The sequence below is a fragment of the Alcanivorax sp. MD8A genome (assembly GCF_002888555.1).
GTDB lineage: Bacteria > Pseudomonadota > Gammaproteobacteria > Pseudomonadales > Alcanivoracaceae > Alcanivorax.
Genome location: NZ_AQOQ01000017.1, coordinates 1 through 17,120, shown reverse-complemented (window position 1 = coordinate 17,120; position 17,120 = coordinate 1). Strand labels below are relative to the sequence as shown.

The 17,120-nt window shown below is 60.2% G+C and carries 11 protein-coding genes and 1 riboswitch; of the genes, 6 read left to right on the top strand and 5 right to left on the bottom strand.

Annotated features, from left to right (window positions below):
- Positions 1-40: 40 nt before the first annotated feature.
- From A15D_RS17455 to A15D_RS10320, 3 genes are all read left to right on the top strand, one after another.
- The gene (locus A15D_RS17455) at positions 41-3,610 is read left to right on the top strand and encodes an autotransporter domain-containing protein (protein WP_102791873.1); all 3,570 of its coding nucleotides are present in this window, start codon (positions 41-43) and stop codon (positions 3,608-3,610) included.
- Between the two features lie 10 nt (positions 3,611-3,620).
- A complete protein-coding gene (locus A15D_RS10325) occupies positions 3,621-4,259 on the top strand; it encodes an OmpA family protein (protein ID WP_233192198.1) in 639 nt (212 codons plus the stop codon).
- A 144-nt stretch (positions 4,260-4,403) separates the two neighbouring features.
- The gene (locus A15D_RS10320; protein ID WP_102791871.1) at positions 4,404-5,783 is read left to right on the top strand and encodes a hypothetical protein; all 1,380 of its coding nucleotides are present in this window, start codon (positions 4,404-4,406) and stop codon (positions 5,781-5,783) included.
- 37 nt (positions 5,784-5,820) lie between these two features.
- On the opposite strand, the gene A15D_RS10315 is transcribed toward A15D_RS10320, so the two are convergent.
- From A15D_RS10315 to A15D_RS10295, 5 genes are all read right to left on the bottom strand, one after another.
- Positions 5,821-7,308 carry a YifB family Mg chelatase-like AAA ATPase gene (locus tag A15D_RS10315; RefSeq protein WP_102791870.1) on the bottom strand — a complete coding sequence of 496 codons (1,488 nt, stop codon included), beginning with the start codon at positions 7,306-7,308 and terminating at the stop codon, positions 5,821-5,823.
- A gap of 510 nt (positions 7,309-7,818) precedes the next feature.
- Positions 7,819-8,646, bottom strand: coding sequence for a methylenetetrahydrofolate reductase [NAD(P)H] (gene metF / locus A15D_RS10310; RefSeq protein WP_102791869.1), 828 nt, complete (start codon positions 8,644-8,646; stop codon positions 7,819-7,821).
- A gap of 113 nt (positions 8,647-8,759) precedes the next feature.
- Positions 8,760-10,148 carry an adenosylhomocysteinase gene (ahcY, locus tag A15D_RS10305; RefSeq protein ID WP_102791868.1) on the bottom strand — a complete coding sequence of 463 codons (1,389 nt, stop codon included), beginning with the start codon at positions 10,146-10,148 and terminating at the stop codon, positions 8,760-8,762.
- Positions 10,149-10,168: 20 nt separating this feature from the next.
- Positions 10,169-10,246, bottom strand: a riboswitch (S-adenosyl-L-homocysteine riboswitch).
- Positions 10,247-10,333: 87 nt separating this feature from the next.
- The gene (gene metK, locus A15D_RS10300; protein ID WP_022985477.1) at positions 10,334-11,482 is read right to left on the bottom strand and encodes a methionine adenosyltransferase; all 1,149 of its coding nucleotides are present in this window, start codon (positions 11,480-11,482) and stop codon (positions 10,334-10,336) included.
- Between the two features lie 149 nt (positions 11,483-11,631).
- A complete protein-coding gene (locus tag A15D_RS10295; protein WP_102791867.1) occupies positions 11,632-12,612 on the bottom strand; it encodes a metalloregulator ArsR/SmtB family transcription factor in 981 nt (326 codons plus the stop codon).
- A 184-nt stretch (positions 12,613-12,796) separates the two neighbouring features.
- On the opposite strand from A15D_RS10295, the gene tkt reads away from it, so the two are divergent.
- From tkt to A15D_RS10280, 3 genes are all read left to right on the top strand, one after another.
- Entirely contained in the window at positions 12,797-14,797 is a 2,001-nt protein-coding gene (tkt, locus tag A15D_RS10290; RefSeq protein WP_022985475.1) for a transketolase, read from the top strand.
- 34 nt (positions 14,798-14,831) lie between these two features.
- On the top strand, positions 14,832-15,851 hold the full coding sequence (locus A15D_RS10285; RefSeq protein WP_102791866.1) for a type I glyceraldehyde-3-phosphate dehydrogenase: 1,020 nt from the start codon (positions 14,832-14,834) through the stop codon (positions 15,849-15,851).
- A gap of 73 nt (positions 15,852-15,924) precedes the next feature.
- Positions 15,925-17,088 carry a phosphoglycerate kinase gene (locus A15D_RS10280; protein ID WP_102791865.1) on the top strand — a complete coding sequence of 388 codons (1,164 nt, stop codon included), beginning with the start codon at positions 15,925-15,927 and terminating at the stop codon, positions 17,086-17,088.
- Positions 17,089-17,120: the final 32 nt, after the last annotated feature.

Below are 17,120 nucleotides of genomic sequence, written 5' to 3'. Positions count from 1 at the left end.
CCTACAGCGCAGAAATAAAAAAATCATGTCGGGGTAGGCCATGTCTCTGTTCAATCGACGTCACCATGGTGGCGAGTCTCACGCTGTTCGTGCAGAAATACTGTGCGCGCTCGGGGCGGCGCTGGCGTTCTTGTTGCTGTTGCCGGGGGCAGCAAGCGCGGCAGCCGATGGTGCCGATGGCTCTGGGCATGACGGTGTGACCGGCGGGCAGGGGCAGGATGGTGGTGACGGCGGGCCGTTTGATGATGGGGGCAACGGTGGCGATGGTGCCAGTCTGGTTTACTCGGGCGCTCCTGCCTATGAAGCGTCGACCACAACCGGTATTGACGCGGACATAACGGATCTAACCTCCCTGGCGGGTATCAATAATGGTGACCAACTCCGCGTCACGGTGAATGGTGTTGTTACCAATATCACCATCAATACGGGCGATAAACTGATTGATCTGGCCGCAGCTATTGACCAGATCATCAGCCCCTTTGAGATGAGCGCCAGTGTGACTGACAGCGGGTCGGGCGGTGACCAGCTAATCATCGAGGGCGCGCAGAACTTCTTGGATCTGCAGATTACCAATATCACGGGCACGCCGATTTCGGCCACGGGGATTCATTTCGTAAACCTGCCGGGCACTTTGGGGGATGCGTCGCGCCCCTTCAGTCATGGTGGTGATGGGGGGGATGGCGGCGCAGGCTCTATGCTGGCACCGGGAGATTATTACTTCACGTTTTCTACCTCGGGTGGCGATGGCGGTGCGGGTGGCTCTTCCGATTACTTCCACGGTAATGGCGGTGCGGGGGGCAATGGCGGTCCGGGACTGCTTATCACCTCCCCGGGGGACCGCTTCACCCTGTTCAGCGGTGCGGAATTCCACGGTGGCAATGGTGGCAATGGCGGGGCGGGCGGTGCGGAGGGCATTGGCGGTGATGGCGGAGACGGCGGCGCAGGCATTCAGGCCGACGCGAGTGCCGAAATCACCATGAGTGCCGGTGCCCTTGTTGCAGGTGGCGATGGGGGGCAGGGGGGAGCCGGTAGCACTCCGGGCAACGAGGGCATTGGTGGCTATGGGATTACCGGATCCAATCTGGATGTGACCCTGGCCGGCACCGTGATCCCCGGCGCCAACCAGCCCACCGCCATCCTCTTTGCCGGTGGCGACAACCGCCTCACTCTGGAAAGCGGCTACAGCCTGGGCGGCAATGTGCTGGCCAATGGCAGCAATGACGTACTGGCGCTGGGTGGCGATGTTGACGGTAGCTTTTTTACGAATGTTTTGGGAAGCACCTTTCAGGGTTTTGAAGGTTTTGAAAAAACCGGTGCCAGCACCTGGACGTTAACGGGTGGCAGGCCTCAGGACTGGTGGGTACGAGAGGGTACGCTGCAGGGGAACGCCGATAACCTGGGTGGCAATATTCTTAACGACGCTCATGTGTTGATTGAGGATTCCTCTAGTTCTTCTATTTACCAGGGGGCAATCAGCGGTAGCGGCAGCGTTACTTGGGCTTTAAGCGGCTCTATGGATTTGAGCAACAAGCAAACCTACACCGGGCTGACGCATGTTCTGGATGGTGTACTTCGTGGGGTGGCGGACACTTTTGCAGGGGATATCCTGATTGAAGCCGGGACGCAAATCACCACCAATGGTGGGGCAGCGCCGGTGCAATATGACGGGGTAATTTCGGGAGATGGGATTTATTTTATTAACTATGCGAATGTGGTCTGGACGGGAGACCACACCAGTTTTACAGGTCTGACCAGACTCAATAACGGTGCGACACTGACTCTGGGAACGGGAGGCAACACTGGCACCATCGTGGGGGATGTGGCGTTTCGTGGCACTCCCAGCACCCTGGAAATCAATCGCGGCAATGACTATCTCTACGACGGCGTTATTTCCGGCGCGGGCAACCTGCTCAAGAACGGCGCCGGCAATTATATTCTCTCTGCCGATCATTCCATGACGGGCAATGCCACGGTCAATGCCGGCGGCATGTTCGTGAACGGCGCCATGAATGGCGTGGCCTTCACCGTGAACGATGGCGGCTTGTTGGGCGGCAATGGTTCGCTGGGCAGCACCACGGTGAACACGGGTGGCACCCTGGCGCCGGGCAACTCCATCGGTACCCTCAACATTAACGGTGATCTGACTTTTCACTCCGGTAGCTCCCTGGCACTGGAAGTGGACCCGGCCAGCAACAGTGGCGATGTGATCAATGTGACTGGCGAGGCTTTTTTGGCCGGTTCGGTACTGCATGTGGGCAACGATGGCGACTACCAGCCGTTTAGTGCCTACACCTTTCTTAACGCTGCTGGCGGCATCACCGGCCAGTTTGATGGCGTGACCTCCAACTATGCGTTCCTGGATCCTTCGCTGACCTACACCACGGATTCGGTGTCGCTGGCATTGCTGCGTAATGACCAATCGTTTGCCAGCGTGGTGCTCACCGACAACCAGCGGGCGGTGGCCAATAATGTGGACGGCATGGCCAGCGCCCATGCGCTGTATCAACAGGTGGTACAGATGAGCGAGACGGAAGCGGCAGAGGCCTTCCGGGTATTCAGTGGCGACAGTTTGCTGGCGGGCCTCACTGCCGGGCAGCAGTTGCAGCAACGCTTCGCCATCGGCATGCGCCAGCGTGGCCGTAATGTGGGCAGCCATTCCGGTGGTGGCATGGACGCGCGTCTGTCCCGGCAATTGCAGGCGCTGGCGGCGCCGTCAGATGCTTACGCTCAGGCGGCCAACTCAGCTCCGGTGGCGGCACAGGCTGCGGGCGAAGACCAGCAGCGCCAACGTCATGGTGTCTGGGTGCAGGCTCAGTCCTCCCGTTTTGAAGAAGATCGTCAGGACGACATCGGCAACGCGGCCTTCACCTTCCGCGGAGATCAGCTGGCGCTGGGGATGGATCGTCAGGGCGAGCAATGGTTGCTGGGCGTGGCGGCGGGCAGTGCCGATGGCACCCTGGATTACGATGACCGTCAGGCTGACGGTGAGGTCTCTTCCTGGTTTGCCGGCCTCTATGGACGCTGGAGCAGCATGGGCGCCTGGTTCCTGCGTGGCGACCTGAGCTACGGCAGCAGCGATGTGTCCCAGCAGCGCATCGTGCTGGGCGCGCCGGCGGAATCCGACAGCAGCGTGGATGCCCTGCGCGTAGCACTGGAATCCGGCTGGGATCTGGCCTGGGGCGAAAACGGCCTGCACCCCTATGTGCAGCTGGCCATGACCCGCATCGAACGGGACAGCTTCAGCGAAACCGGCGGCGGCATCGCCGGCCTGACTGTGGACGACAGTGAGTTGAACAGTGGTGAAGCCTGGCTTGGGGCGGATCTGTCCCGTGCCTTTGTGATGGGCGGTGACTGGTTTGTCGCAGAAGGCGGCTTGGCGGTAGTACAACCGTTTGGCGATACCCAGCCGGAACAGACTGCAAGGTTCGCTGGCGCCCAGCAGGGCTTCACGGTGTACGGCGCTGATCAGGACGATACCCAGCTGGCCGCCAACGCCGGTGCCGAATGGTTCATGACGGCGGACTTTTCCCTGTGGCTGGGCTATCGCGGGCGCTTTGGTGGGGATACCGAAAGCCATGGTGGCCTGCTCAGTGCCAACCTGACCTGGTAAGGATGTGATGATGAAAAAACGCAATGCATTGGCGCTGGCTGTCACTAGTGCGGTTTTCTTGCAGGTCGGCTGTGCCTCACCGGCAACGGAGGATGCCTGGCCCGGTTATCGCACCGATGGTCGTGGCCAGTTACTGAAAACCGCCGACGGTCATTGTTGGCGAACGGCAGACTGGAGCGAAGACAAGGCGGTGCCGGAATGTGATGTGGCGATCACCGGCGAGCCGGTGGCGGAAGTGAAAGAAGCCGTGGCACCCGTAGTAGAGAAGCCTGCGCCAGACAAGAGGGTACCGGAGCCGTTGCGGGTGACCTTTGCATTTGATGCCGCTGACTTGACGGAGGCCAGCCGGATTGCGTTGAAGGCCTGGTATCAGGAGGTAGCGCGCCTTGAAGGGCCAGTGGTCAAGATTGATGGCTACAGTGACCCGTTGGGTAGTCATGCCTACAACCAGCGGCTGGCAGAGCAGCGTGCGCAGGCCGTGGCGGACTGGTGGAAGCTGCAGGGCGACAGTATTGCCACGCTAGAGGTGAAAGGACATGGCGAAGATAGCCGCGTGTCCGGCGGCCACTGTCAGTCGGTGGCGGCGGACAACCTGAAACACTGTTATCAGCAGGATCGTCGGGTTGATTTGCGTATTCGGCAGCCATAACGCACGGCTTTTCGATATCGCACAAGCCAATGGTGCAAGGCATCGCCATGACGCTTGAGTGCAATGGGATGAATCAATCACTTGTCAGACTCGGGACGCGTGTCTGACAGCGGAACGACACCCGCAAGAACGAGAAGGGGAAGGATGATGTTGCAGATTATGAAATCGGGGAAGTTATCGCTTGTGGTGGCCGCAGGGTTGGCCGCTGTGGGTTGCGGTGGTAGCGATGGCACTAACGGGCAGGATGGCCAGGACGGTGTCACCACCCGCATTGTGGAGCTGGCACCAGGCAGTGTCTGTGCCTCTGGCGGTATTGAAGTCGGATTGGGCATCGATGCGGATGCCGATGGCAGCTTGTCTGATACAGAAGTGACGGAAACAAAGGTGGTCTGTAACGGTGAGAATGGTGCCGATGGCGTTGATGGCGCGGACGGTCAGGATGGTGTGGATGGCCAGGACGGTATCAGCTCGTTGATCAATGTGGCCATCGAGCCGGCCGGTGCTAATTGCGAGGCTGGAGGTTATCGACTGGATTCCGGCCTGGACAATGGCGACGGTGGCGCCACCGCGGGTGATGGGGTGCTGGCCGCAGGCGAGGTCGATACTACCAGTTATGTCTGTCACGGGGTGGATGGCTTTACGGTGCTGACCACTCTGACCGCGGGTGTGTCCGCCAGTTGCCCGAACGGTGGCCAGCGTCTGGATATCGGTCTGGATAACGGTGACAGCCTGGGTACGCCACACGATGGCACCCTGCAATCTGGCGAGATCGATTCTACGGGTTATATCTGCAACGGCAGCGATGGTGCAGACGGGGAAGACGGCCAGGATGGTAGCGACGGATCCGATGGCACGAATGGTAGCGATGGCGTTGATGGAACAGATGGCACCAATGGAACGGATGGTGCTGATGGCCAGACCACGCTGATCAAGCAGGCCATGGCCTCAACCGCCAACTGTCCGGATGGTGGCGTGACGATTACCTCTGGTCTGGACAATGGTGAGGGCGGCGGTACCGCCAATAATGCCACCCTGGAAAACGGTGAAGTGGACTATACCCAGCATGTGTGCAATGGCAGTGCCGGTGGTGGAAACCAGTTGGTTGATGACAACGGTGTGGTGTTGGGCAGTGTGTTGAGTGCAGGGGTGCGTAACCTCTCCATTCGTACGCCCAACAACTATCTGGTGACCATCAACTGGGATGGCAGCTTTGCAGACGACGTGGCCAGTTATGGAAGCAGCGGTTGTACCGGCGCGCTTTATATTTATATAGGCGGAAACGAATCAAAAATTGGTGCCTCTGCTGCCTTCTGGTCAAGCATTGATGGTGGTTTTCTGGTGCCATCCAATCCATCCGGTCTTTCTGCCGTGGAAAGTCAGGTATTTCCTTATGAAAGCTACTCGGAAAACGGGGTTTGTACCGCCTATAGCTCGACAACGGAATACCTCTGGCAGGCCACGTTGCTGAGTGCGTCCACGATCGGGTTGCCAGCGACCATCGTGCCGCCGCTGACCTTGCAGTAATTCGCAGATAACGCCCCGTACGCGCGGGGCTACACAGTCAGCCCTGTTGCACGTTCTGTCGATAGCTCAATGCTTCGCGCAGGTGATCGCGTTCCACCTCTGTGCTGCCGGCCAGATCGGCAATGGTGCGCGCCACTCTGGCGCTGCGGTGCAGGGCGCGGGCGGAAAGGCCAAGGCGGTTCATGACGCCTGCCAGCCAGTCGCGATGAGGCCGCAGCATCGGGTCCAGTTTGTCGCTGCGCAGCTCCCGGTTGAGGCACTGCTGGCGCTGCCATTGGCGTTGCCAGGCGAGGCGTACCCGACCGGCTACCTGCTCACTGGTTTCGCCTTCCCGGTCGCCCAGCAATTCTTTGGCATTGACGGCGGGGACATCCAGATGAAGATCAATTCTGTCCAGTAACGGCCCGGACAATTTCCCCTGGTAACGTTTGGCTTTTTCACAGCGATAACCGCAGCTTTTGTCCGGGTCACCAAGGTACCCGCAGGGGCAGGGGTTCATGGCGGCAATGAGCTGAAAGCGTGCGGGAAAAGTGAGCTGCTGGGCGGCACGGGCAATGCTGACTTCGCCGGTCTCCAGTGGCTCTCGCATGACCTCCAGTACTTTTCTGTCGAACTCGGGTAACTCATCGAGAAACAGAATGCCGTGATGGGCAAGGGAGATTTCGCCCGGCCGCGGGTAGCTGCCGCCGCCGACCAGGGCGGTGGCCGATGAGGTGTGGTGGGGTGCCCGGTAGGGCCGCTGGTAAAACTGTTGGCTGCTGCGGGGTTGTTTCAGTGAGTGGATGGCGGCCACTTCCAGGGCCTGTCGGGTGCGCATGGGAGGCATCAGGCCGGGCAGGCGGGATGCCAGCATGCTTTTGCCTGCACCGGGCGGCCCGCACAGTAACAGCGAGTGACCACCGGCTGCGGCAATTTCCAGTACCCGCTTGGCCGTTTGCTGCCCGCGAATTTCGGACAGGCAGCCTCCTTCGATCCGTTGCTGGGAGGGGGGCTGACAGGGGTGGGGTTCCAGGGGCTGCTGTCCGGTCAGGTGGGCAGCAATGCGGGCGAGCTGGCTGGCAGCCAGAGTGGGGGTGCCGGGCAGGCTGGCTTCTTCGGCGTTATCGGCAGCGACGATCAGGCTGCGATCTTCCGCCAGGCAGGCCAGCGAGGAAGGCAGCATGCCAGAGACCGGGTTGAGCTGACCGTTGAGGGATAACTCGCCAATGAATTCATAGCGGTCGGTAGCGACGGTACCCAGCTGGCCGCTGGCTACCAGAATGCCCAGGGCAATGGCCAGGTCAAAGCGACCGCCGTCCTTGGGCAGGTCGGCAGGGGCCAGGCTGACGGTAATGCGCCGTTGGGGAAAGTCGAAGCCGCTGTTGACCAGCGCGGAACGTACCCGGTCGCGGCTCTCACGCACGGCCGTGTCGCCCATGCCGACAATGGTGAAGGCCGGCAGGCCCGGAGCAAGGTGGGTTTCCACGCGCACTTCGTGGGCATCAATGCCCACCGGGGCGCGGCTGTAGAGCAAGGCGTGGGTCACACGTTCTTCCGGTCATTGAGACAGGACGCAGTGTAGAAGTCGGCGGGCAATAACGCTGTGCGCGTTCAGCGTCAAACGCTGTAAGACGCTGGATCGTGACGCGTAAGAAATGGCGTATCGCGGAGTGGCGGGATTTCAAGATCCCTTGCTGGCGATGCGAAGTCACACCCGAACGGTTGGAAAAGGGAGTGCGATGGTATTTCCGGGCCGCTATGGACAGAGGAAAGATCGCGGTCGAACGACCGCTCCCACAGGGGGGGGATTCTATTGTGCCAGGGGCAGGAGCTTCTGCGTCAGGGGTCTTATTCGCTTGCAGGCAAGCTCCCGCAACAGCTTGGCTGCCACGGATGGCTACTGCAAAGGCGTTGTGGGAGCCAGCTTGCTGGCGATGAGGACCAATCCGGTGTGGGGCCTACCCACAGAGATGCCTGTGTTGTCTCGGTGATCTCTGTGCCCTCGGTGGTGACCCCGTCTTTTATATCAGAGGCGTCACCACTTTCGGGGGTTACATCACAGTCCCAGGTTGTCGAGGATACGCAGGTTGGGGCCGGCCTGGTTCATGGTGTAGAAGTGCAGTCCCGGAGCTCCCATGGCCAGCAGTCGCTCGCACAGGCGGGTGACCACCTCTTCGCCATAGGCTTTTACCGCGGCATCATCATCCTTGAGGTCGTTGAGTTTGCAGCTCAGCCAGCGAGGCACATCGGCACCGCAGTTAGCAGAGAAACGCAGCAAGTTGGCCACGTTCAGGATCGGCATGATGCCAGGGTAAACCGGCGCGTCGCAGCCAATTTTCTGCAGCGCATCCAGGTAGTAACCATAGGCGTCGGCGTTGTAGAAATACTGCGTCAGTCCGCTGTTGGCGCCGGCGTCTATCTTGCGTTTGAAGTGATCAATGTCGTCGGCGAAGCTGCGTGCTTCCGGGTGCATTTCCGGGTAGGCGGCCACTTCCAGTTGAAAGTGATCGCCGGTTTCCTGGCGGATCAGGGCCACCAGCTCGTCGGCGTACTTTATTTCACTTTGCGCGTAGCCCATGCCGGAAGGCAGGTCGCCACGCAGGGCAACGATGCGGGTGACGCCGGCCTCTTTGTAACCGTTCACCAGTTCCAGGATTTCGTCCTTGCTCTGGCCGATACAGCTCAGGTGCGGAGCAGTGTCGCCATGCTGCGCGCGCAGCTTGTTGACCATATCGCGAGTGTTGTCACGGGTGGAGCCCCCGGCACCAAAGGTGCAGGAAAAAAAGTCCGGATTCTTGGCCAGCAATTTCTTCTGTGTTGCCAGTAGTTTCTCTTTTCCCGCATCGGTTTTCGGCGGAAAAAATTCAAAACTGATTCGTTTCATGGTGCTTGCCATTTGCGTTTGTCGTTGTTGAAAGCGCAGTGCTTTCGATGGCCGGGTCGGACGTCGGAGGTCTGATGCTTTTGGCATCCGACTTCCGACGTCAGACGTCCGACTTAGTATTTGTAATGCTCGGGCTTGTACGGGCCGTTCACGTCCACGCCGATGTAGTCAGCCTGCTCTTTGGTCAGTTTGGTGATTACGCCACCGAAACCTTCCACCATGTAACGGGCGACTTCTTCGTCCAGATGTTTGGGCAGTACTTCCACCTTGAGCATGTTTGCTTTCACGGTGTCGGAGTGGCTGGCGTAGGCCTGGTCGAACAGGTACATCTGCGCCAGCACCTGGTTGGCGAACGAACCATCCATGATACGGCTGGGGTGACCGGTGGCGTTGCCCAGGTTCACCAGACGGCCTTCAGACAGTAGCAGCAGGAAGTCGCCTTCCGCCTTGTTGCGCCATACCTTGTGTACCTGCGGTTTCACTTCTTCCCATTCCCAGGTCTCGCGCATGAAAGCAGTGTCCACTTCGTTGTCGAAGTGACCGATGTTGGAGACCACAGCCCCTTTCTTCAGCGCCTTGAGCATGTTGGCATCGCAGACGTTGAAGTTGCCGGTGGTGGTGACGATCAGATCGGTATTGCCCAGCAGGTCGGTGTTAACGGAGGCGGCAGTGCCATCGTTCACGCCATCCTTGTAGGCGCTGACCACTTCGAAACCGTCCATACAGGCCTGCATGGCACAGATCGGGTCGGCTTCGGTAACGCGCACGATCATGCCTTCCTGACGCAGAGACTGGGCAGAGCCCTTGCCCACATCGCCGTAACCGACGACCAGGGCCTTCTTGCCGGACAGCAGGTGGTCGGTGCCGCGCTTGATGGCGTCGTTAAGGGAGTGACGACAGCCGTACTTGTTGTCGTTCTTGCTCTTGGTGACGGAATCATTCACGTTCACCGCCGGCACTTTCAGGGTGCCTTTCTTGAGCATTTCGTACAGACGGTGCACACCGGTGGTGGTTTCTTCGGTGATGCCGTGGATGCTGTCCAGCATCTGCGGGTAAGTCTCGTGGATGTAGCCGGTCAGGTCGCCACCATCATCCAGGATCATGTTGGCTTCCCACAGTTCGCCGTTACCGTCGCGACAGGTCTGCTCGATACACCACATGTACTCTTCTTCGGTTTCGCCTTTCCAGGCAAAGACCGGAGTGCCGGCAGCAGCGATGGCGGCAGCGGCGTGATCCTGGGTGGAGAAGATGTTGCAGGAGGACCAGCGCACTTCCGCGCCCAGTGCCTGCAGAGTCTCGATCAGCACGGCGGTCTGGATGGTCATGTGGATACAACCGATGATCTTGGCGCCTTTCAGCGGCTGCTCGGCACGGTACTTTTCGCGGATGGCGATCAGGGCCGGCATTTCGGTTTCGGCGATATCGATTTCGGAGCGGCCATAGGCGGCCAGGGAAATGTCAGCGACTTTATAGTCGGTAAAGGTGTCCGCTTTCGCGTTCATGAGAGTCTCCATTCGTTTATGACGAATGGGCGCCGTTCTATCGTGTGAACTCACCTGGCGAGCCTCGCGGTCCAGCCGCTGCAGCGCCCCTCGCGGGGTGAGTCAAAATTGTGTTGCAGGAGTGGCGCGTGAGCCGTGAAAGCCTCTCGGCAATTTGCAGCTACGCGCCACTCCTGCGGCAGGTTTTACAGTGCCTTGGCCAGTGCCTCGGCTTTGTCGGTTTTTTCCCAGCTGAAGCCTTCGCGGCCGAAGTGGCCGTAGCTGGCGGTGGGGCGATAGATCGGCTTGCGCAGGTCAAGCATCTCGATGATGCCGCGCGGACGCAGGTCGAAGTGTTCGCGTACCAGTGTCACGATGGCCTCGTCGCTGAGCTTGCCTGTGCCAAAGGTGTTGATGGAGATAGAGGTGGGCTCGGCCACACCGATGGCGTAGCTCACCTGAATCTCACACTTGCTGGCCAGGCCAGCAGCAACAATGTTCTTGGCGACATAGCGACCGGCGTAAGCCGCGCTGCGGTCCACTTTGGACGGATCTTTGCCGGAGAACGCGCCACCACCGTGACGGGCCATGCCGCCATAGGTGTCCACAATGATCTTGCGGCCAGTGAGGCCACAGTCGCCCATGGGGCCGCCGATCACGAAGATACCGGTGGGGTTGACGTGGTACAGGGTGTCCTTGTGCAGCCACTCTTCCGGCAATACCGGTTTGATGATTTCTTCCATCACCGCTTCGCGCAGCTCGGCCAGCTTGATCTCCGGCGCGTGCTGGGTGGACAGCACCACGGCCTCCACGGCCACCGGCTTGCCGTTGTCATAGCGCAGGGTGACCTGGCTCTTGGCGTCCGGACGCAGCCACGGCAGGGTGCCGTTCTTGCGCAGTTCTGCCTGACGCTCCACCAGACGGTGAGAGAAATACACCGGTGCCGGCATCAGGGTGTCGGTTTCGTTGGTGGCAAAGCCGAACATCAGGCCCTGATCGCCTGCGCCCAGATCCTTGTCTTCTGCTTCGTCCACGCCGATGGCGATATCGGCAGACTGCTTGCCAATGCCGTTCAGTACTGCACAGCTGGCACCGTCGAAGCCTTTTTCGGAACTGTCGTAACCGATGTCCAGGATCACCTGGCGAACGATGTCTTCCAGTTCCACATAGGTATTGGTACGTACTTCACCGGCGACAACGGCCATGCCGGTTTTCACCAGGGTTTCCACGGCAACGCGTGCCTGGGGGTCATCCTTGATGATGGCATCCAGAATGGCGTCCGAGATCTGGTCAGCCATTTTATCGGGATGGCCTTCGGACACGGACTCGGAGGTAAAGATGGAATATTCACTCATTGCTGGAGTGCTCCTTGGTTGCTGGTCTGACGTCGGACGTCAGAAGTCTTACGCTAAAAAACAGAGCGGGTTGGATTTCGTCCCCTGACTTTCTATGTCAGATGTCCGACCCCTCTCCAAGTAATAACACCTGGAACAATCTTCGTGCCCTAATCGAGGCGCTTGAATGTTCTCACTTGCACCTGAAACCCATTTCGCAGTGCCAGGAACTGACTTTCCTGTAAGGCCAAGCCTGCGCGGCCGGCCCAGTCCACCAGATCGGCTTCCTCGAAGCCGAGCCAGAAATCGCCACAGGCTTCGTGGGCCCAGTGCTGATCGTGATGACACAAGTCGGTGATCAGCAGGGTGCCGCCATCATTCAGCTGCCGTGAGGCGGCGCGAATGGCACTGGCCGGGGCAGGCAGGTGGTGCAGTACCATGTTCAGCACCACGGCATCCACTGTGGGCAGGGTGCGAGCGCTATCGGGCCAGTCACCCAGTATCAGTTGCACATTTGACCGTTTGGCGACGGTCTTGCGGGCACGTTCGAGCATGGCGTGGGCATTGTCCAGCCCCGTTACCTGTTCAAAGTGCCCGGCCAGTTCGCACAGAAAGCGGCCGTCACCGGGGCCGATCTCCAGAGCGCGTTTGCCCTCGGGGCAGGCGCGCAACAGCAGCTCGCAGGCCTGCTCGGCGTATTGCTCGTAATCGGCAATCAGCTCTTGCTGGGCGTCATGCTGCTCCGCATGGCGGGCAAAAAACGCCCGGCTCTGCTCGGCCCGTTGCTGCTGGACCTGCTCCAGACGCGCAGCCACGGCGTCGTCCAGAGCCCCATCATCCAGTTCGTCCAGCAAGGCGCTGTGAATGGCGCCTTCTACGTTCTCCGCCTGGGGCAGGCGGCGGCGGTAGAAAATGGAGTTACCTTCCCGCCGCTTTTCGACCAGGCCGCCTCTGGCCAACACTTTCAGGTGATGGCTCATGCCGGATTGTTTCATGGCCATGATGTCGCACAGCTCCAGAACGCCGAAACTGCTCTGGCCCAGCACCTGCAAAACCTGCAGACGCAACGGATCGCCAGCGGCCTTGAGAAAGCCCGCCAGATGATCGGTGATGTCCGGCAGTGCCGGAGGGGTGGCGGCCAATGCAGTCATGGAGCGGAGTCTACGGCATTTCATATCTAAATCAAAATAAATTGATATAGGTTTGTGTGCGGGATCGAGGTGCCGGTCTGGTCTCTGGTCCCCGGGGCTGTTCGCCTTCATCACATTTGCCCGTAACCCGCCCTTGAGGGACAATAGCGCCCCTTTTCAGCCACCAGTCAGTTTGGAGCCCTGCATGTCCAGTGCCCCCGCCAGCCGTGATCTCGCCAATGCCATCCGTGCCCTGAGCATGGATGCGGTTCAAAAAGCCAACTCCGGCCACCCCGGCGCCCCCATGGGGATGGCCGATATCGCCGAGGTGTTATGGCGCGGTTTCCTGAAGCACAACCCGCAGGACCCGACCTGGGCCGATCGTGACCGCTTTGTGCTGTCCAATGGCCACGGCTCCATGCTGCTGTATTCCCTGCTGCACCTGTCTGGTTACGGGGTCAGCATCGAGGACATCAAGAACTTTCGTCAGTTGGGCAGCCCCACTGCCGGTCACCCGGAATACGGCGATGCCCCAGGTATCGAGACCACCACTGGTCCGCTGGGGCAGGGCATTGCCAACGCCGTGGGCATGGCGCTGGCCGAGAAGATGCTGGCCGGTCAGTTCAATCGTGACGGCCACACTATCGTGGATCACAACACCTACTGTTTCCTGGGTGACGGCTGCATGATGGAAGGCATTTCCCATGAGGCTTGCTCCCTGGCGGGCACTCTGGGGCTGGGCAAGCTGATTGCCTTCTACGACGACAATGGCATCTCCATCGACGGTGAAGTGGAAGGCTGGTTCACCGACGATACCGTGGAGCGTTTCCGTGCCTATGGCTGGCAGGTGATCCCCAATGTGGATGGCCACAATGCTGAAGAGGTGAAGGTCGCCATCGAGAATGCCCGCGCCAACACCGACCAGCCGACCCTGATCTGCTGCAAGACCATCATTGGTTTTGGTAGCCCCAACAAGCAAGGTAAGGAAGAGTCTCACGGTGCCGCGCTGGGTGACGACGAAATCGCCCTGACCCGCAAGGAGCTGGGCTGGCAGCACGGGCCGTTCGAGATTCCTGCAGACATCAAGCAGGCCTGGGATGCCAGCGATACCGGTGCGGCAGCGCAAGGCGAGTGGCAGCAGCGCTTCGAGGCGTATAAAGCCGCATATCCAGAGCTGGCCGCTGAATTCCTGCGCCGTCAGGCGGGCGAGCTGCCGGCGGATTTTGCCGAGCAGGCCGATGCCTATATCCGCGAGTGTCAGGAAAAGGGCGAAAAAGTGGCCACCCGTAAGGCCAGCCAGAATGCCCTGGATGCTTTCGGCCCGCTGTTGCCGGAACTGGCCGGTGGCTCTGCCGACCTGGCCGGCTCCAACAATACCCTGTGGAAAGGCTGCAAGCCGGTAAGCGCCGAAGATGCCAGCGGCAATTACATTCACTACGGTGTGCGTGAATTCGGCATGACCGCAGTGCAGAACGGCCTGTGCCTGCACGGCGGCCTGCGCCCTTACGGCGGGACCTTCCTGGTGTTTATGGAATACGCCCGGAATGCCGTACGTATGGCCGCACTGATGCACCAGCCGAACATTCTGGTGTACACCCACGATTCCATTGGTTTGGGTGAAGATGGTCCGACTCACCAGCCCATCGAACAGATTGCCAACCTGCGCCTGACGCCGAATATGCGCACCTGGCGTCCCTGTGACACGGTGGAGTCTGCCGTGTCCTGGAAGAAAGCGATCCTCCGTCAGGACGGTCCCTCTTCCCTGATTTTCTCCCGTCAGGGGTTGCCCTGCATGGCGCGTGGCAGTGAGCAGCTGGCCGCGATCGAGAAGGGGGGCTATACCCTGCTGCAGACCGGCGAAGGCACCCCCGATGCGATCATCATCGCCACCGGCTCCGAGGTTGAGCTGGCAGTGAAAGCGGCCGAAGCGCTGGCGGGCAAGAACATTCGTGTGGTGTCCATGCCCTGCGTGGAAGAGTTTCTGGCACAGGACGCGGCCTATCAGGAAAGCGTACTGCCGTCTTCCGTGCGCGCCCGTGTAGCGGTCGAAGCGGCCATAGCCGATTACTGGTATCGCTTTGTAGGCCTGGACGGCAAGGTGGTCGGCATGACCAGCTTCGGCGCTTCTGCACCGGCCGGTGATTTGTTCAAGCACTTTGGCATCACCGCCGAAGCGGTGCAGGGTGCTGTGGAGTCCTTGCTTTGATAGAAACGGGTCGGGTGGCGGACGTCAGGCTGCTATGAGGATTGCCATCAACGGCTACGGCCGTATCGGTCGTTCCTTTGTTCGTGCCCTCGCCGAGCGCGAGGGGGCGGGGTGGCAGGCGCCGTTCAGCCTGGTGGCGATCAACGACAAGGGGCGGCCGGAAGATCTGCTCTACCTGACCCGCTACGACACCACCCACGGACGTCTGGCGGAGCCGGCGGAACTGATCGAAGGCATGCTGCGCATTGGCCAGCAAGCGCCGCGCCTGCTGGAGCAGCCCAAGCCGGAACAGTTGCCGTGGGCCGAGATGGAGGTGGATCTGGTGCTGGAATGCTCCGGCCATTTTCGCAGCCATGCCGGCGCATCGCGGCACCTGGACGCGGGGGCGAAGAAAGTGATTATTGGCGCCGTGCCGTTTGATCAAGCCGATCAGGTGGTGGTCTATGGGGTCAACCATGAGACGGTGGCGGCCGATCACAAGGTGATGTCTGCGGGTTCCTGCACCACCCATTGCATTGCTCCCCTGCTGGCACGGCTGGATGCAAGCTTCGGGATTCAGCAAGTGCTGATGAAGGAAATCCATGCCTACACCTCGGACCAGACCCTGCTGGACCATGTCCACCGGGATCCACGCCGGGGCCGGGCCGGGGCACAGAACATCGTGCCGACCACCAGCAGCGCCATCGGCGCGGTGCAGCAGGTGCTGCCGCAGCTGGAAGGCAAGATCAGTGGCGGCTCCATCCGTGTGCCCACCCTTAACGTGGCCATGGTGGAGTTGACGTTGCGACTGGAACAGACTCCGGGCGAAGACAGTCTCAACCAGTGGTTACACCAACAGGCAACAGCGTCTGGTGGTCTGATTGGCTACAATGACGCCCCGCTGGTCAGCGTGGATTTCAACCACCGCCCGGAATCCGCCATTGTCGATGTCACCCAGACCCGGGTGCAGGGCGACATGGTGCAGGTGGTGGCCTGGTACGACAACGAATGGGGCTATGCCAACCGCCTGCTGGACTGGGTGGCGGACATGGCCGAACAAGCGTCGGATGACTGACGCTTGCAAGAATCTGTAAACCGAGACGACAGCATCATCCTCAGCGGATGGTTCCAAACGAGGTAGCAAGACCATGAACTTCAAGCGCATGACCGACCTGGATCTGGCAGGCAAACGCGTTCTGATCCGTGAAGACCTGAACGTGCCGGTGAAAGACGGCAAGGTCACCAGCGATGCTCGTATCCGTGCCTCTCTGCCGACCATTGAGCATGCCCTCAAGGCGGGAGCCAAGGTGATGCTGATGTCCCATCTGGGCCGTCCCACCGAGGGCGAGTACGCCGAGGAGTTTTCCTTGCAGCCGGTGGCGGATCACCTGGGTTCGCTGCTCGGCCGTGACGTGCCGCTGGTGAAGGACTGGCTGGACGGCCTTGAGGTGGATGCCGGCCAGGTCGTGCTGTGCGAGAACGTTCGCTTCAACAAGGGCGAAAAGAAAGACGATGAAGCGCTGTCACAAAAAATGGCGGCACTGTGTGATATCTATGTGATGGATGCGTTTGGCACGGCGCACCGTGCCCAGGCGTCCACCCACGGGGTGGGTAAATTCGCTCCGGTGGCCTGCGCGGGCCCGCTGCTGGCCAACGAACTGGATGCACTGGGTAAGGCCTTGCAGAATCCGGAAAAACCCCTGGTGGCCATCGTCGGTGGTTCCAAGGTGTCCACCAAGCTGGAAGTGCTGGAGGCCCTGTCTGACAAGGTCGACCAGCTGGTGGTGGGTGGCGGTATCGCCAATACCTTCCTGGCGGCTGCCGGGCATCCGGTGGGCAAGTCCCTGTATGAAGCGGACCTGATTCCCGCGGCCAAAAATATTGCCGACAAGGTGCATATCCCAATCCCGGTGGACGTGGTCACCGCCAAGGAATTTGCCGAGTCTGCAGAAGCGGTCACGAAGAAAGTGGAAGACGTGGCCGACGATGACATGATTCTCGACATTGGCCCGCAGACGGCCCACATCGTGGCGGCGCTGATGAAAGAAGCCAAAACCATTATCTGGAATGGCCCGGTGGGCGTGTTCGAGTTTGATCAGTTTGGTGAGGGCACCCGCGAAATGGCGGAAGCCATTGCCGACTCCGATGCGTTCTCCATCGCTGGCGGGGGTGACACCCTGGCCGCCGTGGACAAGTACGGTATCAGCGAAAAAATCAGCTATATCTCCACCGGTGGCGGAGCCTTCCTGGAGTTTGTGGAAGGCAAGGTGCTGCCTGCGGTGGCCATGCTGGAAGCACGAGCGAAAGATTGATTGAGGGTCGGACGTCTGAGGTCGGACGTCTG

Coding starts and splice junctions, on each gene's coding strand:
- A15D_RS17455 (WP_102791873.1), top strand. CDS start 41: ATGTCTCTGTTCAATCGACGTCACCATGGTGGCGAGTCTCACGCTGTT.
- A15D_RS10325 (WP_233192198.1), top strand. CDS start 3,621: ATGAAAAAACGCAATGCATTGGCGCTGGCTGTCACTAGTGCGGTTTTC.
- A15D_RS10320 (WP_102791871.1), top strand. CDS start 4,404: ATGATGTTGCAGATTATGAAATCGGGGAAGTTATCGCTTGTGGTGGCC.
- metF (WP_102791869.1), bottom strand. CDS start 8,646: ATGAAACGAATCAGTTTTGAATTTTTTCCGCCGAAAACCGATGCGGGA.
- ahcY (WP_102791868.1), bottom strand. CDS start 10,148: ATGAACGCGAAAGCGGACACCTTTACCGACTATAAAGTCGCTGACATT.
- metK (WP_022985477.1), bottom strand. CDS start 11,482: ATGAGTGAATATTCCATCTTTACCTCCGAGTCCGTGTCCGAAGGCCAT.
- A15D_RS10295 (WP_102791867.1), bottom strand. CDS start 12,612: ATGACTGCATTGGCCGCCACCCCTCCGGCACTGCCGGACATCACCGAT.
- tkt (WP_022985475.1), top strand. CDS start 12,797: ATGTCCAGTGCCCCCGCCAGCCGTGATCTCGCCAATGCCATCCGTGCC.
- A15D_RS10285 (WP_102791866.1), top strand. CDS start 14,832: ATGAGGATTGCCATCAACGGCTACGGCCGTATCGGTCGTTCCTTTGTT.
- A15D_RS10280 (WP_102791865.1), top strand. CDS start 15,925: ATGAACTTCAAGCGCATGACCGACCTGGATCTGGCAGGCAAACGCGTT.